This window comes from uncultured Ruminococcus sp. (genome assembly GCA_902785355.1).
Lineage (GTDB): Bacteria > Bacillota > Clostridia > Oscillospirales > Acutalibacteraceae > Ruminococcoides.
On sequence record CACZYF010000032.1, the window covers coordinates 1 to 20,941 of the forward strand.

The window sequence follows — 20,941 nt, forward strand, 5'->3', positions numbered from 1 at the left end:
GAGCCTACCACCGTTCCCGCTGAGGATATTACCGTGAAATTCACCGACGCACTCGGCTGGGGCGACGTACATGTCTATTACTGGAACAACGGCAGCGAGTGGCCGGGCAAGCCGATGGATAAGGCCGAAGTCAATGAATTCGGTCAGCAGGTCTACACCGCCACCATCCCCGCTGACGCTGTGGGCATCATCTTCAACGGCAACGGCAATCAGACCGTAGATATCAAGGAAAATATCAAGGACGGCGCTCAGTGGTACACTGTTGATGAGAAGGAAGGCAACAACTACAAGGTCAATCTCGTGACCCCCGTTGAGCCTACCACTGTTGTAGACGGCGGTTACTACTTTGTAGGCGATACAACAAAATGGGAAATCGACGCTTCCAAGAAGCTCAATCCCGTTGACGGTGCTGAAACCGAAGAGTATACCATTACATGCGATCTGCTCTCCCTTGAACAGTTCAAGATTGTTTACTCTGAGGATGGTTCCACGATTAAAACATGGTTCCCCGAGGGTTGGGATAATAACATCGGTTATAATGGAGAGATCGAAAATGACGGCACCTATAATATCTACTTCCGTCCGAAGTATGACGGTCACAATGACTGGCTCTATGGATGCATCTATCTCGAGGCTACCACTGTAGTAGATCCTACTACCGTTGTAGATCCTACTACCGTTGTAGATCCTACTACCGTTGTAGATCCTACTACCGTTGTAGATCCAACTACTGTCGTAGAGCCCACTGAGACTACTGTACGCATCCTTGGCGACGCTGACGGAAACGGCGAAGTTGAAGTTATTGACGCTACAATCGTAATGAGATACGGCGCAATGATGAAGATTAAGATTGATGAAGCTACGCTGATGAACGGCGACGTTAACAGCGACGGAGAGCTCGATATCATCGACGCTACCCTGATCCAGCGCTACCTCAACTATATCAATGTGAAGTATCCTATCGGTGAACCGATCCAATAATCCTTCCCTCTATCGCGAACCGACGATAAATCGAGTAGGGGGAGTATATGAGCTCCCCCTCTCACACCGCCGTACGTGCCGTTCGGCATACGGCGGTTCAATTCAATTTCAAAGTATGCTGTCTTAAATAATAACCTAAAGGACTGACCAAGCCACGCTTGGTCAGTTTTCCTTTAGAGATTGCTTTCTTGATCTGAGGTAGGCGCACAGCTTTCATATATCCTTTAATATGAGATTGCTCTTGTGCTATCCGCGGGTTGACCCCGAGTTTCTTTAATCCCCACTCTCGTTTCTTAGGCACTTTCCACTGTTTCCGGATGAACACCTCATTTGTACCATGAGGTGTTCATCTATTCGCTTAATCACGGATTTCATATCGCCTGGTGAGAAATAATTAATCCAGCCTCTTGTTACCGCATTGAGCTTCTCTAAGCGGTAACAAGAGGCTGACGCTCCAGTTCCGTTTGCATTATTTCTTATACTAATCTTCAGAATCAACCGAAGGAGCTGTGAAAATAACAAGGCGCCGTCATTGTGAGGAACGATTGACGTGACAAGTTCCCAAGGTTATATCCCGACTTTGTGGGATTGCCACAGGCTAAAGCCCTCGCAATGACAGCGTCTTTTCACAGCTCCTTTTTTGACGCTTGTTGGAGTAATAGAAATAGATACGAAAAGCCGACGGATCGGTGCTGATCTGTCGGCTTTTCGTAATATATACCACTATGTACTCGGAATAATCACTTTTACGATGGTACCGCCGCCTTCGCGGGTGGCGATCGTCAGTTCGCCTTTGCACATGATTTGCAGGCGCTGACGGATATTGGCGAGGGCGATATGCGGCTCGTTGTCGTTGCTCGGCTGATAGTCGAGACCGTTGTTTTCCACGATGATCGCGCTGGCTTTGTCCGTTTGCTGTGTTCTGACATAGATGTGAAGCGGGTCGCCGTTCGGGTCTAAGCTGTGCTTGACGGCGTTTTCCACAAGAGGCTGCAGGGTGAGGGACGGTACGCTGAAATCGGTGTGGAGCGTATCATAATCGACATAGAGCATATCCTCGTGCTGCGTCTGCTCTACGGCAAGGTAGGCGCGGGCGTGCTCGAGCTCCTCCTCGAAGGGGACGAGCTCTTCGCTCGCGATCGCGGTGAAGTTCTTGCGCAGATAGGAGGTAAAGTCCAGCGTGACCTGCTGGGCTTTGTCCGCGTCCTGCTTGCACAGGTAGTAAATGCTCATCATCGTATTGTAGATGAAATGCGGCCGCATTTGCAGCGCCATGACGCTCGCGCGCTGATGGGCGATCTCGTGCTGTTGGCGAATGATCTGCATGATGTAATCCGAGACGATGAGGGAGTACATGGACAGTGCGCAGATACCTACCCCTAAGAAAAGCACCATCTCAATGTCGATGAACGCGTGGATAATGACGAAGATCGTCAGCGGGATCATGTAGATCAGCAGGGCGATGATATACCGTTTTGACAGCTTCTTGCGCCTGTGGATCAGGCTCGCTATATTTAGGAGCATGATGAGCACCAGCGGAGCCAACATCAGCGGGAACCATGAGGTTCGGTAAAAAATGCCGTCCGAGGAGATGATGTAGAAGATATTCGTGAATTGTCCGATCTCCAGTATGATGAAATAGACGATCCACAAGGCGATCACCGCACGAAACAGCATGCTGTTGATGAGCTTTTCTTTACAGGTGTGCAAAATGAGGATCGTCGGCAGGGGCATCAGGGTGGATATCAATACGGACTCGATATAGCAGGAGATCCGCTCCGCTTCAACATATTTCGGATTTCCGTACAAAATCGCGGAGACAAAGGTCGCGCTTACGCACAGCGTCAGCAGTGAAAAGAAGATGATGAAATAGTTCTTGCTCCAACGGTCGGGCGAGGGCATGACAATCGAGTAGGCGAGCGCCATCAGCATCAATACCATCATCGCGCTTGCCGCGCAGTATCCAACGATCGCATAGGCGTCGATCATGCGTCATCTCCTCCCAACGGAAAAGGATAGCGCAGCTTCTTGAGCTGATCTTGGACGGCTTGCGCCGTGATTGGCTTGAGCATAAAGCCGCTCGCGCCGGTCTCCCACGCGTCGAAGGCATAAGTAGGATACGCTGTCAGAAACACTACGTTGATGCGGGGGTTGATGTTCAGCAGCTCGCGGCAGACGTCAAGACCGCTGACTCTGCCCATCTCGATATCCAAAAAGGCGAGCGAGACGCGGTTGGCTTTGGTGTAGGCGAGCGCGTCTGCGGGCTTGGTGAAGCCTGTCACCGAGGCGGTCGGTATGACGTCCTCCAATATCGCCAGACCGCCGTTGAGAACGATCTTGTTATCGTCCAGCATGATGACGTTGGGAGAGCTGTCGCTTTCCGCCGCGACGGTGAACAGGAGGTTGATATCGACGCCTAATACCTCGGAGAGCCTGAAAAGCATGGCGGCGTCAGGCAGACGGCTGCCGTTCTCCCAGCGGTTGACCGAGGAGCGGGCGACATACAGCCGCTCTGCCAGCTGACGCTGGTTCAAGCCCTTCTCAAGCCTTAGTTTTTTCAGGGTTTCTGCAAAAAGCTGACTCATTTTGTATAGCTCCTTGATGTCGGAATGACAGGAATATGACGTCAAAACCGCGGCTTGGGTCATTCGTGTCACCCTAACGTAATGATCACATTAATAGTTTACATAATTTTAGGGATAAACGCAACAATGATTGTAAAAAATTAGGTGTGACTTTCTGGTACACCCCCTTGAAATGTGTCGTGAAATGCGAAATAATTGGAATATAGATAAAATTCTATTGATTTATTTGATAAACTTCTGATTTTTCAAGCGTCATCAAAAAGGAGGGATCGCGGCATGGTGAGCTATTATACGGTCCTGATCATTCTCTGTTGGATGGCATTGATCGTTCTGTGCGTGTTGGTGCATGAGAGCAGCTGGATATCTCATAAGGACAAGCGCTTGTATTATCTGACATACGGGATCATCACATTCTCTGCCTTTGCGGAATGGCTCGGGGTCCAGCTCAGCGGCAACGAGTCGGTTCCCGTGTGGACGCTCGAGGCAGTGAAGTGTCTTGACTATATCCTCACGCCGATGGCGGGAGGAGCGATCGTGGCGCAGATGAAGCTGCGCAACCGCTGGTACAAGGTGCTGATAGGCGTTCTTATCGGCAATACGGTATGGCAGATAGCCACCTGCTTCAATGGCTTGATGATCCAAATCGACGATCATCATCGCTATGTACACGGTCCCTTGTACGGCGTGTATGTCGCGATCTATCTCGCGGTGATCGTTTTGACGGCGGCAGAGTTCTTGATCTTCGGTCTGGCATACCGCAAGCGGAACAGGTTCTCGACGATCTCTGTGTTTGTATTGCTGCTCGTCGGAATCGGTATGCAGGAGGTGCTCGGCGGAGAGTTCAGAACGGCTTATGTCGCCATGACGATCGGCGTTGCGCTCATGTTTATCCATTACGCCGAGTTTTACAAGATGACGGCGGACGAACAGCTGATGAAGGACGCGATGTGCGACGTATATAGCCGTTACGCGTACATGAAGGATATAGAGTGGTACAGCAAGATGCCCTCGCTGCCCAGAGCCTTTACGGTATTTGTCTTTGATATCAACGGCTTAAAGACGGTCAACGATACCTACGGACATGACGCGGGCGACGAGCTGATCATAGGAGCCGCGCGCTGTATCCAGAAAGCCGTCGGGAACGACGGCAAATGCTACAGAGTCGGCGGCGACGAGTTTGTCGTTGTGACGCATATGGAGGAAGAGAAGACGCAGGAAGTCTTTGCACTCTTAGAGGAAGAAACGAAGAAGTGGTCAGAGGAAAAGAAGAAGTTCTCTCTGAGTATCTCTCTCGGCTGTGCTCACGCGAAGGATTATCAGGGCTTGACAGCGGAGGAGCTTGTCAAAAAAGCCGACCGTTCGATGTATGCGGCGAAGGCGGCGTATTACCTGAGCCGTAGTCGAGGAACAGAAAAAATGATACGCAAAGGAACTGAATCATAACGATCGGCAATCTCATTTTGAGAAGATAGATCGAATATATCCTGATAAAATAGAAATGTCCCGCAAGGAGCGTTACATGAACGGTGTACGACTCTTTGTGGGTTTTCTTTGTTGATAGTAAGAAAAAATTTACAGAATTATATATTGATACTTAGTATCAGCTGTTTTATTAGAAAATAGTATAAGATCAAATTAAAAGTAAAGGCGAAATACCCCTCAGGGTACTCCGCCTCTTGTTATATAAACTATTAATGAAGTTTTTTGATCATTGAAAAGATATTCTTACCGTCGCGATATTCATAAGCAACATCATCCATGTATTTTTTCACCAGGAAGATACCCAATCCCCCGATCTGTCTGAGTTCTGCGCTGAGCGTGGTATCGGGATCGGGCTTTGCGAGCGGATCATAGGGTTTACCGCTGTCGATAAAAGTGATCTTAAGGTCATCATCCGTCCGGTCAAAAAGAATCTCAACCTGACCGGTCTTGTTACCATAAGCGTAGTGAGCGATATTGACAAATATTTCTTCAAAAGCAACTTCGAGGTGCATCCTTGCACGCGGCGAACAGTCAATATCCAACAGCTCCCCGAGGTAAGACATAGCAACCGACAGATTGTCATCCGTCGCATCAAGAAGTAAACGTTTCATCACTTATCCTCCTTTAACTCTACGCAAAGCACCGTGAGATCATCAAACTGCGGCGCATCGCCGACAAATTTGTTGACTGAAGCCTTAATTCCTTCGATGATCTCCTGCGGAGATTTATCTTTGTCACGATTCAGCGATTCAATCATGCGATCCAATGTAAACATCTGATCATTTACGTCTGTCGCCTCCGGCACGCCGTCGGTGTAGACGAAGATCTTGTCACCGGAACAAAGCCGGATCTCAATATCATGGTAACGGATACCCTCCATCGCTCCGATTACCAGCCCATGTTTTGACCTGATAAGTTCAAAGTTTCCGTCCTTACGCATCACGGCGGGATCCTCATGGCCGGCGTTAGCGGCGATCAATCTACCGCTGGATAGCTCCAGAACCCCCAGCCATACCGTAACAAACATATCAGCTCGGTTATGCTCACAGATACGCTGGTTGACAGCGGTGAGCACCTCAGCGGGTGATTTAGCGATTCTGATGCCCTCATTGATCAGAATGTTCGTGACCATCATGAACAGCGCGGCAGGTACTCCCTTACCTGAAACGTCACCGATACTGATAGCGAGATGATCGTCGTCCACGAGGAAAAAGCTGTAAAAATCACCGCCGACCTCCTTTGCGGGACTCATAGAAGCGTAGATATCAAAATCGATTCGGTCGGGAAACGCCGGAAAAACATTCGGCAAAGAGTTTTCCTGAATCGCGGCGGCAAGTGACAGTTCAGCGCCGATACGCTCCCTCTCAGCGGTTACGGAAGTCAGATTATCAATATAATCAAGCATCTCAACCTCCATCTTATCAATAGAGGTCGCCAGATCGGAGATTTCCTCGATACGGCTGATATCAGCGCCGAGCTTCTCCCCTTTGCTGTTTTCAGCAGAGAAGCGCTTCGCCTCCTTAATGATCTTTCGGATAGGTGTAATAAACTGGCGCAGAATATAATAAGAGATCAAAACACAGGCGATAAACGCTAAAGAGATATCAGCGATCGCAACATTGATCAGATAGGGACGTCTGCCGTCGACCAGTTCTTGCATAGGACGCTGGATACAGAGGAGCGCCGTCACATTATCGTTATCATCTTTGACGGGGACCAGCGTCGTGATATGCGGCGGAGCGCTGCCGAGGTTTGTGGTGCGATAAACCGTACCGTGATCGATCAACTTATTATAAATCTGATGATATATCAGCGCGTATTCCTCATTGGAGGTTTCGCGCTGATAACCGAGTTCCCACGGCGAATAAGGCGTATCGGTACCGACAGAATTGAAAATGCTCGTGAAACTCCCGTAATCGGAGGTATCGACCTTAATTACGTAAACGAGCGACAGATTCATCTTGACACAAAAATTATCGAGGAATTGTTTGGTGTTACGAAAATCACGGGCATCGCCCTTCTCGATCAGGTAATCATCAATCCGGTTTCCGTCAATAGAAGCAGCCGCTGTCTGAGCCATGTGGAAGGTCGTATCAGAGTACTCGCGTTTGAACGAATCCGTAAAGCTGTAATAGCCTATAGCACTGACAGTCACGCCAAACACAATCATAAACAGTACGATCGAACCGAGGATATTGAAAGCAAAGCTGGATTTTAGCTTATTCAGCAATTTCATTGGGTATTCACCACTCCCCTATCCTATTTTTCATGTATATCCAGCTGACGGTACGGAATATGGATATCCGCTTTATCCAGTCCGTCCTGGATCGTCCTGAGCACCTCGCGGCGTATATCGGGGCGATCATGCGGTTCACAGAAGAATCTGATCTTATAAATAATCGCGCTGTCGGCGAAATCCTGCGTACCCTTGAGCTCGCAGCTCTCAACACCGCTTATCTCTCTGATATCGTCACAGATACTCCCGAGTACAGCGTATGATTCCTTTCTTTCAAGCTCATACGGCAACGGCAGATCAATATCTACCAGATGGGTCAGCTTCCTGATCTGTGAAATATTACGGTTCGCTACGGATACGACAGATCGGTCGGCAAGCAATTCGATCTTAGTCGTACGTATGGTAAAGGAGATTACTATACCTTCCCGACCATTATATTCGACCGCGTCACCGACGGAAAAATACTTATCCGTCATGATGATAAGTCCCGACATGATATCCTGAAAAGAATCCTTGATCGCGAGGACAAACAGCACCAATATCACACCGAACACCATAATCAGTCCGGAGAGGTTCACGCCAAGGATCTGTAGGATCACGATGGCGGCGCCGACGATCAGCAGAATACGCACAATTCGGAACGCTGTTCTGTAGATATGCTTGCGCTTTACATCGTCGACAACCAATTTCTGTTTGAGATGATTTTGAATAATCGAAACAGCAACGAGCAACAGAAGCATCAGTATAATGACGATCCCGCATTTGATCAGATTAAGCGCGGTAAAGCGGCCGGAAACCTCCTCCAGCGCTTTAAACATCACCGATTCCATAAATCTTCCTTCTTATTTGTAAAATACATTTTAATCATAGCATAAAAATGCGACTGATTCAAGGAAAAGGATCGTTATTTTGCAATTATCTATTGCATTATTTTAAAACTTATTCTAAAATAAGATTACAAAAAATAAAGAAAAGAGGTAAATGCAATGGCAAGCTTATCAAACAACCAAAAAACCAGGAAGAGCTCGTTTCTTAATTCCAACCCTGTCATGCGCAGATTGGATAAGGTCGAAGAGTATTCCGAAAGCAGCGCCGCTACCTACGGCGGCATCACTGCAAAGACGATCTTCTTCCTGTTGTTCAGCGTTGCGGGAATGATTCTTCAAAGAGTTTTGGAGACGCATCTCGCTACCGGTCGGCAAATCGCTGTCAAGATCTCCGGCTTTGAAACCACATTGTACATGGGTCAGGTCATCGCGATCGCCGCTTGTGTTATTTTAGCAATCGTCTTTCAGCTGCTCGCGTTCTTTGCGAAGCCTACCACACCCGTCACCGGCTCGCTGTACTGCGTGACACAGGGCTACATTATCGCCTTTTTAGTGTTTACGGTACTCAAAGGGCTTGAGCATCTCGGACTTCTGGCACTGATCATCACCGTCGCAATCGTCGCCGTCATGTCGATCCTGTACTCTACCGGCGTCATCCGCGTGACCAAGAAGTTCAAAATGGTTATGATCACCCTGCTCGTTACCTCGATCGCGGTATCTCTGCTGACCTTCCTCGGCTCGCTGATTCCGTTCACCCGCGATCTCGTAAAAAGCCTTACTGCAAATCCGGTCATCTCCATCGGTATATCCGTGATATTCATCATCATTGCGGCGCTCTTTCTTATCTGTGATTTCAACACCATCGATCACGTCGTCAGCGACAAGCTCCCGAAAAAGTATGAGTGGCAGGCGGCGTTCGGTCTCTCCTTCACCGTGCTGTGGCTGTATCTCAAGGTTCTTGATTTGATTATGACGATCGCAGGCAATAACAAAAACTGATAAATCCGTAATCTGAATCAAAAAGTATAACCGCGTACAAGGTTCAATCGAACGCTGTACGCGGTTATTGTTTATATCGTACTGTTAAGCAGCGGGTGCGAGCTCGGCAGCTTCGGTAGCCGCCTCAGTCGCCGCAGCCTGCTGGATCCTGGTGACGCCGTCACCGTAGATGGTAGTCCAGTCGTTCTTCATAGAAACGGCAGTCCAACCGTTCTCTTCACAGCTTGCACGCATCTTGTCTGCCTTTTCAATGTTGCCGTTCTCTCTCTCGAGGTCGTCGCAGCAGAGCAGAAAAGCGCCGCTCTTATACTTATTATTTGTAATAGTGTAATTTGCCATCGCGCCATCGCCGGAGCTGTTGCCGAAGCACAGAACGGGTTGTACGCCAATCTCGCGCTCAATAACGCTGACCTTATTCATCTTAAGGTTCTTAATCAGGAAATCGCCGCCGGTGACAAGCTTATCGTCATGACCGAAGGTATAAGACAAGCCGTCGGTATCGCCCTGGTTGGTCGCAACAAAGTTCTCGTCCGAACCGATCATCTGGCTTGGAGGAATATTGATCACACCGTCGCACAAACCACGGGTGATCAGTCGGTCGGTACCGCTGACAATATAGACGGTAAAGTCGTTCGCCTGCAAAAATTCAACAACCTGAAGCATAGGTTTATAGAACGCCTGACCGTTGGTCATGTTAGTGTAGCCGGCAGTAGGCTGATCACGATACGCCTTGACATAAGCGTCAAACTCATCGGGTGTCATACCCTTAAACGCAGAAGCAACAGCCTGACCGTGTCTGACATCGAGTCCCTCGGGATAAACGCCGGTATCGAAATACTCCTTGATGATCTCGCAGGTCGCGATCTCCTCCTCGGAAGCCTTATCCTTATACTCGGGATCCTCCATCACGCGATGATACAGAAGCTTATGGTCAAAATAACCGGGATCGGTCTCACAGCAGAGGGTACCGTCCATATCGAATACCGCGATACGATTCTCTACGGGGATGAAGTCAGCAGAGCCTTCGGTGGTAATCGCCTTCATATATTCGGTCAGCTCCTTTTTAAGCGGAGCGGTATCCTTCCATAAAGACAGAGTAACTGCAGGCTTCTTGGAATCAGCGGTAGAAGCGTTGATCGCCGCGTTATCGGAAGTTGAAGGGGCGAGCGTCTCGACCGTAACGGGCTGCAGCGCGGGTTTATTGATGATGTTGATAACATACAGACAGGTCACCACTGCCAGAACGACGGCAAGGATTCCTGTCGCGACCTTCCACGGAGTTGCGGAAGAACCGGAACCATGTTTCATGTGATTGCCTCCTTAACATTTATTGCGTTTATTATATCATCCCAAATAACAAATGTCACTGGTGAATATGCTGAATTTATACATTTTTTTAACGGTATTTGACGTGAATTTGAATTTTTCTCATTCCGCTTGACGACAAAGCGCAGAGTATGATATATTTTCTTTAGCAAAAATTGTAAAATCGGAGTGGGTTATGGCACAGGAAAAAACTACACTTCGCGGACTGACCGCCGCAGAGGTACAGCAGCGGATCGACGAGGGCAAGGTTAACGCCTCATCGACCGTTAAAACAAAATCGATCAAACAGATCTTTCTCGACAATATCTTTACCATCTTCAACGGGATCAATATCCTTCTCTTTATTCTGCTGATCTCGGTTGGTTCTTACAAGAACTCACTGTTCGTGATGGTAGTGTTGTTCAACACCGTCATCGGCATCGTCCAGGAGGTGCGTTCCAAAAAGAGCGTCGACAAGCTCACTATTCTCAGCGAGAGTAAGATCAATGTTCTGCGCGACGGAATAATCGTACAGATCATGAAGGATGAGATCGTGCTCGACGATATCCTGATCCTCTCGCGTGGCAATCAGATCCCCGCCGACTGTATCGTAGTCGAGGGCGGATGCTTTGCGAACGAAAGCCTTCTGACGGGTGAATCCGACCTGATCGACAAGAAGGTCGGCGACGAGCTGCTGTCGGGCAGCTTTATTGCCGCGGGCAGCTGCTACTGCCGCGTAAACCGCATCGGTGCGAACTGCTATGCCGCAAAGATCAATAACGAAGCAAAGTATTTGAAGAAAAATGATTCAGAGATCATGAACTCATTCCGCTTCATCATCAAGATCTGCACCTTCATTATCATTCCCGTCGGCGCTTTAATGTTCGTGATCAAGTATTTACTCCGCCACCAAGAGCTGACCGATACGGTGGTGTCAACGGTCGGCGCCCTGGTCGGCATGATCCCGAGCGGTATGATCCTGCTGACCAGTACCGTTCTCGCGGTATCCGTCATCCGACTGGCGAAGAAGAAGGTGCTGGTCAACGAGATGTACTGTATCGAGACCCTCGCGCGGGTCGACGTAATTTGTCTGGACAAGACCGGCACGCTGACCACCGAGGATATGCACATCCACGATATCATCCCGTTTAACACGGATAAGGAAACGATTGAAACATCGCTTTCTTCCATTGCGAAAGCAAGCGAGGACACCAACGCCACCTTACGAGCGATCGAGGTATTTACCGTCAACCGCTCCCCTATCCCCTGCGTTGACTTCACACCGTTTTCATCCGAGACGAAGTGGTCGGGCGGACGATTCACAAACGGCAAGACCTATATCATCGGCGCCGCAGAATTTGTATTTTCCGATAAAGAAAAATACTCTGCGGTATTCAACAAGATAAGCAGCATCCAGGATACTGTCCGCGTACTTGTGCTGGCGCAGTCCGACTCAGCGATTAAAGAGAAAATGCTCCCCTCCGATCTCGAGCCGATGGCGCTGATCCTCCTCAAGGATCAGCTGAGAGAAAACGTACAGGAGACAGTTAACTACTTTAAGGAGCAGGGCGTCACTCTCAAGGTCATATCCGGAGACAGCGTCGGTACGGTGCAGAACATCGCCAAGGACTGCGGCATCGTCGGCTGGGAAAACGCCGTCGATATGACAACGCTTAAAACGGATGAAGAGATCGCCGTAGCCTCCGAGCAGTGCAATATCTTCGGCAGAGTTACACCCGCTCAAAAGAAAAAGCTTGTGCTTGCGCTGAAGGCGAACGGTCACAAGGTCGCGATGACCGGCGACGGCGTCAACGACGTACTGGCGCTTAAGGAAGCCGACTGTTCCGTTGCGATGGCGGCAGGCAGTGAAGCGGCTCGAAACGTCTCTCAGCTCGTGCTGGTCGACAACGACTTCGCCGCGATGCCTCATGTCGTCGCCGAGGGTCGACGCACCATCAACAATATCGAGCGCAGCTCGTCGCTCTATCTGGTCAAGACGATCTACTCGATCATCCTCTCGATATTCTTTCTGTTTTCGGTACACGCTTATCCCTTCGTACCGATCCAACTGACCCTGATCAGCGGACTGACCGTCGGCTTCCCCTCCTTTGTACTCGCCTTACAGCCGAATAATAATATTGTACGCGGAAACTTCACCTATAACATCATTACGCGGGCTGCTCCGGCAGCGCTGTGCATAGCACTAAATATTATTGTGACAGCATCGCTGAGTCATGTGCTCGGATTGAGCTACGCGGAGCTGTCGACCGTCGCGGTTTACCTGACCGCACTGACGGGACTTATGCTGATTTTCCGCCTCTCAATCCCGCTCAATCCCCTGCGCGGTACGATGCTCGTACTCAGTACGACGGGACTGCTGATCGCCTGTATCTTCTTCTCGGGTTTTTTCAGCCTGACGGCACTCGGTCAAACAGCAATGATCCTCTGCGTCATTGCGGCGGGGATCGATATTCTGCTGTTCAATACTTTATACACGATATCCGATAAACATATAGAAAAGCACAAATCACTCCGGAGGAAAGCATGACATCTCAAGACAGACAGTTCTACGGAATCTACGCCGATAAACTAATACAAATAGCCGCTATGCTGGAGGAAGAGATCAACAAGATGCTCGACAGTATCAGTACCGATCCCGAGCTTGCACCTGCTGAACATATCAAATGCCGAATCAAAAGCAGCGATAGTCTGAAAGAAAAGCTGAGAAAAAACGATCTGCCCGAAACCGCAGAAGCAGGACTCAAAAATCTCTCCGACCTTGTCGGCGCAAGGGTCATCACCCATTTTGTCGGCGATATTTATGACGTTCTCCGACTGATAGAAGCAAACAACAGTTGGAAAGTTATTAAAATCAAAGACTATATTGCCAATATGAAGCCTAACGGCTATCGAAGTCTTCATGTGCTGATGACCGTTCCCTTCGGCGTAGGCGGGATCGACACCATCGACACCGAGATCCAGCTCAGGACTATCGCAATGGACTGCTGGGCAAGTCTGGAGCATCAGCTCAAATACAAGAAAAACATCAGGAATACCGCTCTGATCGAAGGCGAGTTGAAGCGCTGCGCAGACGAGATGGCGTCGACCGACCTGTCGATGCAAACCATCCGTGACCTGATCAGGAAGGAGTAAAAAATGAAGGTACTGTACGCAGAGGATGAACGGCAGCTCTCGGTCGCTGTTACCGAGATATTAAAGATGGAGGGTTTCGAGGTGACTGCGGTCTATGACGGTGAAGAGGCACTGGACGCGCTGAGTAAGGATTACTTCGACGCGGTGATCCTCGATATCATGATGCCAAAGAAGGACGGTATCGAGGTACTCAAAGCTATGCGTGACAGAGGCGATCATACAGGCGTTATGATGCTGACTGCCAAGGCAACCGTCGACGATCGCGTATCGGGACTCAGCGAAGGCGCTGATGATTATCTTGCGAAACCGTTTGCTATGAAGGAAATGGTCGCGCGGCTGAACTCGCTGATCCGCCGAAACAACGCCTACCGCTACTCGGTGGTAAGCTGCGCGAATATTGTACTTGATTCCAATACCTGCGAGTTAAAGTCCGATAAGGGAAGTCTGCGGCTGAACAACACCGAAGCGGAGCTCCTGAGCTTCTTCATCCGTAATATCGGTAGGAATTATACCGCTCAACAGATCAACGAGCAGATGTGGAACGGTAAGGAAAATCCCGAAAAAGCAGAATTATACGTCTATTATCTCAAGAACAAGCTCAGACAGATCCATTCCGACGTAAATATCGCGATCTCGGACGACAGCTATTCGCTGAAAGAGGAAGCCGTATGAAAAAGCTGCGAAAAAAAATAATTCTCGGCGTGATCGCCTCGGTAACTGCGGTCTTTGCGCTGACCGTCCTCCTAATCTATCTCTCGATGATGTGGAGCGCAGCGCAGCGTGCAGACTCGCTGACCGCACTGATCGCCGATCATAACGGCAAGCTGCCCGCGTTCTCCGAATTTATCAACTCGGAGCAAAATGAAAAACTCAGGTTGTATCGTTACAATGAAGAATCGCCCTATCGTCTGCGTTACTTCACCGTCTTTTATGATGAGAACAACGAGATCAGCAAAGTGGACATCGAGCACATCGCCGCCGTCAATGAAAATGCCGCCGCTCAGCTAGCCGAAACCGTCAGAGAATACGACAAATCAGTCGGTTATCATGATGATTACCGCTTTCGATGCAGTGACAGCGGAAAAGCCGTAATCATGCTCGACAACAGTGATGATCTCGCCGACGTTGGGATGGTGACGCTGATCATCACACTGATCTCCGTATTCTTCATCATCATGATCACGATTGTATTCTACTTCCTCTCCAGAATCATTGTGAAACCGTTTGAAGAAAATCAGCGGATGCAGAAGCAGTTCATCACCGACGCGAGCCATGAGTTGAAGACGCCGCTGGCGATCATCTCGGCGAACGCGGAGGTACTCGCCTATAAGACGGGTGAGAATGAATGGATCGATAATATCACCACGCAGGTCGACCGTGTCAGCGGACTGGTCAATGAGCTGTTGACCCTCAACCGTCTGGAGGAGGTCGAGGAGATCTCCGGCATAGAGGCTCTCGACCTCAGCGAGTTAATTAAGCATACATGCGAATCATTCACAGAAGTGTTCCGCAATAAAAAAGTCACGCTGACAAAGGATCTGGAGTCTAATCTCATGTATAACGGTAATCCCTCTCAGCTTGAGCGACTGATATCCGTACTGATCGAAAACGCATCAAAATATGCTTCCGATAACGGAGAAGTAAAAATCATACTGAACAAAGACCTCAGATACACCTATCTCACCGTCTTTAACACTTGTGAGATCGATCCAAAGACAGATTATACGCATCTGTTCGATCGATTCTACCGTCCGGACGCTTCACGCACATCCGCTACAGGCGGCCACGGAATCGGACTTTCGATCGCCAAACGTATCGTCATCCTACACGGCGGTACGATAGAAGCCGTCCCGTCCGAAAACGGATTGTTCTTCTACATTAAGCTATCCAATAAGCTAAAGATCAAATAACATATCATATTTAAACGAGGCTGCCGCATCACTATTTGATGCAGCAGCCTCTTTACCGTTTTCTTTTCTATTTTTCTTTGATTGGCTCACCGATCCCCTTTGCAGAGGACATTTCTACCAACCATCGGCTGAGACAGGTCGCATCGATGACAGTAACTTCACCGTCGAGATCTACGTCAGCAGTGATCGTCGCGTTGGGAGTAAGCTTGATCATCTGAGCGTCATAGCGCTGGATGCAGGTAACGTCGATCACATCGACCGTTCCGTCCAGATCGGCGTCGCCCAGCAAAAGCTTGTCTGAGCCGGCGGCGACCACGGCAATCTCATATTTCGTTTCGGAAGGAACCTCGTAGTCCTCGTCCATCGCGGGCAGAGAAACGGTGATCTTGTCGGTTGCTGCAGCGTCAAATGACTCTGATAAGCACCTGGTCACGGTCGCTGAATATACATCGTACTCGCCGATACCAATATCGATCGAATCATCCTCCGAGACTGTCATCTGAATCTGATAGGACTTGCCGGCGGGCAGACGGAAGAAATCGCCTGTATCACAGGTGGTATAGCCGATCCAATGATCCTTAACGTTTATCAATGCATTATCCCTGATCTCAGCAGCGACCTTACCGTTCTCATCGATCACAGCGCCGTTGATGACGCTTTCGGTATTGATATAGACGCGGCGGTAGGCGCTCAGTTGAGCGTCAGTCATCGCTTTGTAGTCGTTATAATAGCTGTCCTCAGTCTTAAGCCATGCGATAATAATCTCATTAGCATGATCGACAAAGAGATTAGCGGCGTTACCGATAAAGGTCGCGGCAGCTTTGATCTGCTCATTCGCAAGGTTCAGCGGACGTACCTCGTCGCTCTGCCAGATATTACCCAGCAGCAGGTGCGAGATCAAATGCACCAGCGCCTCACACTGCTTGGTACCGTTAAGCCGCTTAATCATATCGTCGGAAGCGTTGGACGCCTTCATGGCTTTGACAAGGAGCGTTCTGAGATAACGGGCAGCCTCAGTCTTGATATCGTTCGGTCTCATCAAAAGATAGGAACCAAGCTTGACCATAACCCTCTGAATAACAGATGCGTCGATACCGGTATCGGCTCCGTCGGCAGCTGCGGCTATAGCGGCGATCTCCTCCGACTTAACTCTGAGTTCGGCAGTAGAATATCGGATTCTTTCTGTCGTTTTCATGCGAAAGAAATATGCATACAATCCGGCTACCAGATAAACGGTATCGTTATCGGAGGTAAGCGCGGACGTGAAGGCGCTCGCCTCTTCACCCGTCAGCGATTCATAATACGCAATCAAATCAGAGAAAGGCTGCTCATACTGAGCGGCATAGTTCTCACGACCGCCGGTAATTTGAGTCAGATAGGTACACAGACCGCGGAGATACTCGGCGGGATCGGTCGGAATATATGAATCGGGATCATCCTCCAGACCGATAGAACCGCCGGTGGTCGACATTTTCTTCGGAAAGAACCGATTCGAGTTGATATTGTCCTTATAGTTGGTATAGATATAGTCGTTTTCAACAGAGAGGTTTTGGAGCATATCCTCGTATCTGTCAGCCTTATACAGAATCCGATCGGTACCGTAGCGTGAGAAGCCCATATCGACCGGAGCCATAGCGGATGCAAACTCCGTCTCGAGATAGCTGTTGAAAATGCCGGAGTACTTCTCGTTTCGCGGATCGTTGTCGACGTCGGCAGCGCTCGGCGTACCGCAGGTGTAAGCATAAAGGTTATCGGGATCAAGATCGATCGAATCACCCAGATATTCCTTAGGCGCATCGATCAGCTTCTTTGCCATCAGGTTGACAATTGAAGCGCCTCGGCTGTAGCCGGTAGTCCAAACCTTGATATCACCGGTAATGCCCTGCTCCGCAATATAATCTTTCGCAAAGGCGAGGCACTTATTTGCGTTATTGTCAAAGCCCTGAGCATCGCCGTCAGCGCCTAGGACGAAGTTATCGCCCCATTCCGCCTCATAGCCTGCGCTGCGAGGGAGAACGGCGAGCAGCGTGAATTCCTTATCTCCGTCAACGATCTGTTTACGTGCGCAGGCGATACCGACCGTGTTTTTGGTAGGCTTGATGTAATAGTCGCCGTTGAGCTTGATCTGTGAGAAGCCGATATCCTCCAGAAAAGCAACAGCGTTACGGCTCTTATTCTTATAACCTTCCTCAGTGAAGGGTTCGCGGGTACTGCTGACGGATGCGGCAGCCAGCGCAAAACAGGCAGTACATAAATGTTCGTTGAAAACCTTGCCCGACTGACGAAAATAGTCATCGGAAAAAGCGTAATAATCCACGAACTCCATACCGGGATCGAATTCGCCGGTACCAGGACGGTAGTAGAACGCACCGTAGTAATAGGTATCGTCGGACGGACTCTCCTGAGCGGTCGCGGGAATTACAAAAATGCTCAACAGAAGGGTCAGTGCCAAAAACAGGCTGACGGTTTTTTTGAACATATTCATATTGACCTCCTATCGGCATATCGCCGAGGATTATTTATATGTCAGCGAAGCACTGCTGACAGGAAAATCAAAAGAGGTGTCGGGATACGGCTCATCATAGAGCGTGAAATCCCACCACTCTGTATCGCAGGGGTAAAAGCCATTATCAAGCATCGCTTCACGCAGCAGCATACGATTCGCGTACTGCTGTTCGGTTATTCCGGTGTAATCGGGATGTGACAGTGTATCAAAATAATCGAAAGTACCGCCCATATCGAGCTCTTTTCCTTTTTGATCAGTCAGCGTCAGATCGACCTTACTTCCACGGCAATGACCGGAATAGTACGCAATATACCCGTAATCAAACAGGAGACTTTTATCAATATCAGGATAAAATGCCGCCTTATTTCGGGTATCCTCCCGGTCGTTCGCCCATGAAGCAAAATGCGATACCGCACGCTGAGGACGATAGGCGTCGAAAATTTTCAACCGATAGCCCTGCTCGCGCAGCTGATCGGCAGCGGACTTTAAAGCGCGGGCAGCTTCCTCGGAGAGGAGCGCCAAAGGCTCCTCATAGCCGTCGATACGATCACCGACAAAGTTATTTCCGGAGTAATAACGGATGTCAAGGATCACGTCGGGGATCACATCACCGACCGATACAAAGCCGGTCGCGTCATAAGGATCGGACGGATCGGAACGTTCGCCGCGGAAGATATATTCTGTAGCTCGGACAGTTGTCGGCCGGGCTGCAACCGTCGCAAAGTCTCGTGTCGCCGTATCGGGCGTTGCCGGGACGGTAGGTTCGGTCACCGCAGTTGTCTCAACGGGAAACGTCTGCGCAGGCTGTACATTACACGAGGACAGGCAGACTATCAACGTCGAAAGAGCAAGTAAGCTCAACCGTTTTATGATCGCCGATCTATACATATCAGAACGGTGCAACATAGGTCAGACAGGTATCTTCACAATCAGCCTTGGATGTACTCTTGATGATAATGGTGACCGACGAGGTATCGACAGGCTGAGAGAAGGTGATCTTCTGAATCGATTTACGCTGAGAGGTCGATAGCGTCTTTAGGGTAGCAGTGGTGCGCTCCCCCTCTGAAAACACGATCTCGATATCCTCTATCGTCGCGTTATCCTTATACTGCTTCTCAGTCCCTGCATAACCGTTGCGGATATACAGACCGCTGACGCGCTGCATCTCGGGAAGTTCAAGGGTAATCGACTCACCTATACCGTAACCTTTCGCACCCTCACACCAACAGGAGCCGTCGTCCTTTAAGACATTGGATGCACTGTAGTTATAGCCGCCCATATCGCCGAGGGTGGATGAAGCACGGGCGCCGGAAAAACCCGTCGCGCTATCTAAAACACGCGGCTGAGTCGGTGCGTCGGTAACACTGTAAATATCGGAATTCTCAGGCGCCTCTGTCCCCTTGTCAACCACTGTACCAACAGGAGCTGACGAAGGCTCAACCACACTCGAACGCTCCGTAAACGGCAAATGACCGGTAACGGTATAATAAGCTGCTCCCGAAATCACCGAAACACCGATAACCGCTGCAAACACAACCAAAAATACCCTCAAGCCGATATTCTTTCGCTTCGGCTGAGGAGCGGGGTAATAACCCTGCGGCGGATAATACTGCGGGGGGTAAGGCTGCTGATTCGAGTATTTCTGTTGTGGAGGATAATACTGTACGGGGGCGTAATCCTGAGGGGGATAAGCCTGATCGTTGTGCGAAGAATAGTTCTCTTGCTGTGCAGGCGCCGTCGGCATCCCGCAGTTCGTACAGAACTTGACGTCATCGAGAAGCTCGGCTCCGCAATTTTTACAAATCATCTCACTCACTCCTTTGTATTGGTATCTGCAGTTGCAGAAGTTTTGTTATCATCCGAAGATAATTTCTTCTTATCCGCTTTCTTTTTCCCGCTGAATTTCTCACGGTGGATATAATTAAACTCAATACAGCACAACAGAATATACATCAAGAAGTAAGCCCATATCATCATAACAAACACGGTACCTAAGCTGCCGTAGATAGACTGGGTTGCAAAGTTTTTGATATATGCCATCACGCCGAAGGTCAACAAATACCAGCAAATTACTGTCAGCAGCATACCGGGCATCAAAGCTCTGAAGGAAATATACCGCTTATCCTTAACTTTATCGCGAAGGAACAATTTGATAACGAGCGCCATCAACCATGCCTGCAGCAAACCAAAAGCGATATAGAAGATCACCAGAAAAATATTCCTTGCCTCTTTGATACCGAGAATCGTGACAATACCGGTAGCAAAAACAATGTTGATCGCCATGAACGCAAAGTCAAGCATCATAACCACCAGCAACAATAAAGTATAAAGCATAGAGAAAAGTCTTTTTGTCAGCCATATTCGTTTATTCGGCAGCTTATAAACGCGCGAGATACCCTCGGTGATACAGTACATACCGTTGCCGGCAGACCATAGGGTGACTATCGCGGTCAGGATCGCCGTACCCGAGCCGGAGCGACTCACGGAAGTTTTGATAAACCTTTCTGCATATTCAAGAAGAGGGAAATCTCCGATTTGACGGAATCGATCGAGAAAAGACATTCCGATGCTCTGTATATCCTGACCGGTCAGCATTGATAGTACGGTAAAGGCAAACATCAGAAGCGGCGGAGCGGAGAGTATCATAAAGAACGCAGACTGCCCGGCAAGCGCCGGAATATTGTCCTTATAAGCGACATCGAGGAACCACATGATCTCATTTGTAACACGAGCCAGAATACCCTTTTTTTCAGCCACTCTCCCACCCCTTTCTTTGAATATAATAATTATGGCTCATTATAACACAAGTCGGCTGAAAAGTCACTAGAAAATCGTGATTTCTTATGATATTATCTATCGGCGCATTGTAAAATGAAGTTGCAACAATAAAAGAGTCCACAGTGACGATTCTGTAGTAGAATTGAGTTTGCGGAACCAATTCGAAAGGATCATCACTA

General features: G+C 49.1%; 18 protein-coding genes. 7 read left to right on the top strand and 11 right to left on the bottom strand.

The annotated features are described in order from the left end of the window. On the top strand, positions 1 to 981 hold a 981-nt coding region (locus R2I50_RS07915), incomplete at its 5' end, for a starch-binding protein (protein WP_316608611.1). Positions 982 to 1,254: 273 nt separating this feature from the next. Here the strand turns inward: R2I50_RS07915 and R2I50_RS10120 are convergent. From R2I50_RS10120 to R2I50_RS07925, 3 genes are all read right to left on the bottom strand, one after another. Further along, positions 1,255 to 1,503 (bottom strand): group II intron maturase-specific domain-containing protein, encoded by a 249-nt coding sequence (locus tag R2I50_RS10120; protein ID WP_399552863.1) that lies wholly within the window; start codon positions 1,501 to 1,503, stop codon positions 1,255 to 1,257. Positions 1,504 to 1,704: 201 nt separating this feature from the next. Further along, the gene (locus tag R2I50_RS07920) at positions 1,705 to 2,970 is read right to left on the bottom strand and encodes a histidine kinase (RefSeq protein WP_316608612.1); all 1,266 of its coding nucleotides are present in this window, start codon (positions 2,968 to 2,970) and stop codon (positions 1,705 to 1,707) included. Continuing rightward, positions 2,967 to 3,566 (bottom strand): helix-turn-helix domain-containing protein, encoded by a 600-nt coding sequence (locus R2I50_RS07925; RefSeq protein WP_316608613.1) that lies wholly within the window; start codon positions 3,564 to 3,566, stop codon positions 2,967 to 2,969. The genes R2I50_RS07920 and R2I50_RS07925 overlap by 4 nt, the downstream gene beginning before the upstream one ends. Before the next feature lie 276 nt (positions 3,567 to 3,842). Between R2I50_RS07925 and R2I50_RS07930 the strand changes: the two genes are divergently transcribed. After that, positions 3,843 to 5,009, top strand: coding sequence for a GGDEF domain-containing protein (locus R2I50_RS07930; RefSeq protein ID WP_316608614.1), 1,167 nt, complete (start codon positions 3,843 to 3,845; stop codon positions 5,007 to 5,009). Positions 5,010 to 5,257: 248 nt separating this feature from the next. Here R2I50_RS07930 and R2I50_RS07935 read toward each other — a convergent pair whose 3' ends face one another. The 3 genes from R2I50_RS07935 to R2I50_RS07945 are packed head-to-tail and all read right to left on the bottom strand — an operon-like array spanning position 5,258 to position 8,114. Then, entirely contained in the window at positions 5,258 to 5,659 is a 402-nt protein-coding gene (locus R2I50_RS07935; RefSeq protein WP_316608615.1) for an ATP-binding protein, read from the bottom strand. Continuing rightward, a complete protein-coding gene (locus R2I50_RS07940) occupies positions 5,659 to 7,284 on the bottom strand; it encodes a PP2C family protein-serine/threonine phosphatase (protein WP_316608616.1) in 1,626 nt (541 codons plus the stop codon). The genes R2I50_RS07935 and R2I50_RS07940 overlap by 1 nt, the downstream gene beginning before the upstream one ends. Before the next feature lie 23 nt (positions 7,285 to 7,307). Then, a complete protein-coding gene (locus R2I50_RS07945) occupies positions 7,308 to 8,114 on the bottom strand; it encodes a mechanosensitive ion channel domain-containing protein (protein ID WP_316608617.1) in 807 nt (268 codons plus the stop codon). Between the two features lie 156 nt (positions 8,115 to 8,270). Between R2I50_RS07945 and R2I50_RS07950 the strand changes: the two genes are divergently transcribed. Then, positions 8,271 to 9,110, top strand: a complete 840-nt coding sequence (locus R2I50_RS07950; RefSeq protein WP_316608618.1) for a Bax inhibitor-1/YccA family protein — start codon at positions 8,271 to 8,273, stop codon at positions 9,108 to 9,110. 84 nt (positions 9,111 to 9,194) lie between these two features. Here R2I50_RS07950 and R2I50_RS07955 read toward each other — a convergent pair whose 3' ends face one another. Next, positions 9,195 to 10,418 (bottom strand): HAD family hydrolase, encoded by a 1,224-nt coding sequence (locus R2I50_RS07955; RefSeq protein WP_316608619.1) that lies wholly within the window; start codon positions 10,416 to 10,418, stop codon positions 9,195 to 9,197. Between the two features lie 193 nt (positions 10,419 to 10,611). Between R2I50_RS07955 and R2I50_RS07960 the strand changes: the two genes are divergently transcribed. From R2I50_RS07960 to R2I50_RS07975, 4 genes are read left to right on the top strand one after another with little or no spacing between them, the layout of a single operon-like run. Beyond that, entirely contained in the window at positions 10,612 to 12,963 is a 2,352-nt protein-coding gene (locus R2I50_RS07960) for an HAD-IC family P-type ATPase (RefSeq protein WP_316608620.1), read from the top strand. Beyond that, complete coding sequence (locus R2I50_RS07965; protein WP_316608621.1) at positions 12,960 to 13,568, top strand: GTP pyrophosphokinase family protein; 609 nt, start codon at positions 12,960 to 12,962, stop codon at positions 13,566 to 13,568. The genes R2I50_RS07960 and R2I50_RS07965 overlap by 4 nt, the downstream gene beginning before the upstream one ends. A gap of 3 nt (positions 13,569 to 13,571) precedes the next feature. Further along, positions 13,572 to 14,240, top strand: a complete 669-nt coding sequence (locus R2I50_RS07970) for a response regulator transcription factor (RefSeq protein WP_316608622.1) — start codon at positions 13,572 to 13,574, stop codon at positions 14,238 to 14,240. Continuing rightward, positions 14,237 to 15,478: a HAMP domain-containing sensor histidine kinase gene (locus R2I50_RS07975; RefSeq protein ID WP_316608623.1), complete on the top strand. Its 1,242-nt coding sequence runs from the start codon at positions 14,237 to 14,239 to the stop codon at positions 15,476 to 15,478. Before R2I50_RS07970 ends, R2I50_RS07975 begins: the two co-directional genes overlap by 4 nt. Before the next feature lie 67 nt (positions 15,479 to 15,545). On the opposite strand, the gene R2I50_RS07980 is transcribed toward R2I50_RS07975, so the two are convergent. The 4 genes from R2I50_RS07980 to R2I50_RS07995 all read right to left on the bottom strand — a co-directional run bounded on the left by R2I50_RS07980 (position 15,546) and on the right by R2I50_RS07995 (position 20,741). Further along, positions 15,546 to 17,963 carry a dockerin type I repeat-containing protein gene (locus R2I50_RS07980; protein ID WP_316608624.1) on the bottom strand — a complete coding sequence of 806 codons (2,418 nt, stop codon included), beginning with the start codon at positions 17,961 to 17,963 and terminating at the stop codon, positions 15,546 to 15,548. Positions 17,964 to 17,993: 30 nt separating this feature from the next. Next, entirely contained in the window at positions 17,994 to 18,755 is a 762-nt protein-coding gene (locus tag R2I50_RS07985; RefSeq protein WP_316608625.1) for a M15 family metallopeptidase, read from the bottom strand. A 118-nt stretch (positions 18,756 to 18,873) separates the two neighbouring features. Next, positions 18,874 to 19,791: an NADase-type glycan-binding domain-containing protein gene (locus R2I50_RS07990; protein WP_316608626.1), complete on the bottom strand. Its 918-nt coding sequence runs from the start codon at positions 19,789 to 19,791 to the stop codon at positions 18,874 to 18,876. 5 nt (positions 19,792 to 19,796) lie between these two features. After that, positions 19,797 to 20,741, bottom strand: a complete 945-nt coding sequence (locus R2I50_RS07995; protein ID WP_316608627.1) for a YihY/virulence factor BrkB family protein — start codon at positions 20,739 to 20,741, stop codon at positions 19,797 to 19,799. Positions 20,742 to 20,941 lie beyond the last annotated feature (200 nt).

What these genes read in the sequence shown, in the direction of transcription:
- R2I50_RS07980 (WP_316608624.1), bottom strand. Translation starts at nt 17,963, where the DNA reads ATGAATATGTTCAAAAAAACCGTCAGCCTGTTTTTGGCACTGACCCTT.
- R2I50_RS07955 (WP_316608619.1), bottom strand. Translation starts at nt 10,418, where the DNA reads ATGAAACATGGTTCCGGTTCTTCCGCAACTCCGTGGAAGGTCGCGACA.
- R2I50_RS07930 (WP_316608614.1), top strand. Translation starts at nt 3,843, where the DNA reads ATGGTGAGCTATTATACGGTCCTGATCATTCTCTGTTGGATGGCATTG.
- R2I50_RS07975 (WP_316608623.1), top strand. Translation starts at nt 14,237, where the DNA reads ATGAAAAAGCTGCGAAAAAAAATAATTCTCGGCGTGATCGCCTCGGTA.
- R2I50_RS07940 (WP_316608616.1), bottom strand. Translation starts at nt 7,284, where the DNA reads ATGAAATTGCTGAATAAGCTAAAATCCAGCTTTGCTTTCAATATCCTC.
- R2I50_RS07960 (WP_316608620.1), top strand. Translation starts at nt 10,612, where the DNA reads ATGGCACAGGAAAAAACTACACTTCGCGGACTGACCGCCGCAGAGGTA.
- R2I50_RS07935 (WP_316608615.1), bottom strand. Translation starts at nt 5,659, where the DNA reads ATGAAACGTTTACTTCTTGATGCGACGGATGACAATCTGTCGGTTGCT.
- R2I50_RS07965 (WP_316608621.1), top strand. Translation starts at nt 12,960, where the DNA reads ATGACATCTCAAGACAGACAGTTCTACGGAATCTACGCCGATAAACTA.
- R2I50_RS07945 (WP_316608617.1), bottom strand. Translation starts at nt 8,114, where the DNA reads ATGGAATCGGTGATGTTTAAAGCGCTGGAGGAGGTTTCCGGCCGCTTT.
- R2I50_RS07990 (WP_316608626.1), bottom strand. Translation starts at nt 19,791, where the DNA reads ATGATTTGTAAAAATTGCGGAGCCGAGCTTCTCGATGACGTCAAGTTC.
- R2I50_RS07970 (WP_316608622.1), top strand. Translation starts at nt 13,572, where the DNA reads ATGAAGGTACTGTACGCAGAGGATGAACGGCAGCTCTCGGTCGCTGTT.
- R2I50_RS07920 (WP_316608612.1), bottom strand. Translation starts at nt 2,970, where the DNA reads ATGATCGACGCCTATGCGATCGTTGGATACTGCGCGGCAAGCGCGATG.
- R2I50_RS07950 (WP_316608618.1), top strand. Translation starts at nt 8,271, where the DNA reads ATGGCAAGCTTATCAAACAACCAAAAAACCAGGAAGAGCTCGTTTCTT.
- R2I50_RS07925 (WP_316608613.1), bottom strand. Translation starts at nt 3,566, where the DNA reads ATGAGTCAGCTTTTTGCAGAAACCCTGAAAAAACTAAGGCTTGAGAAG.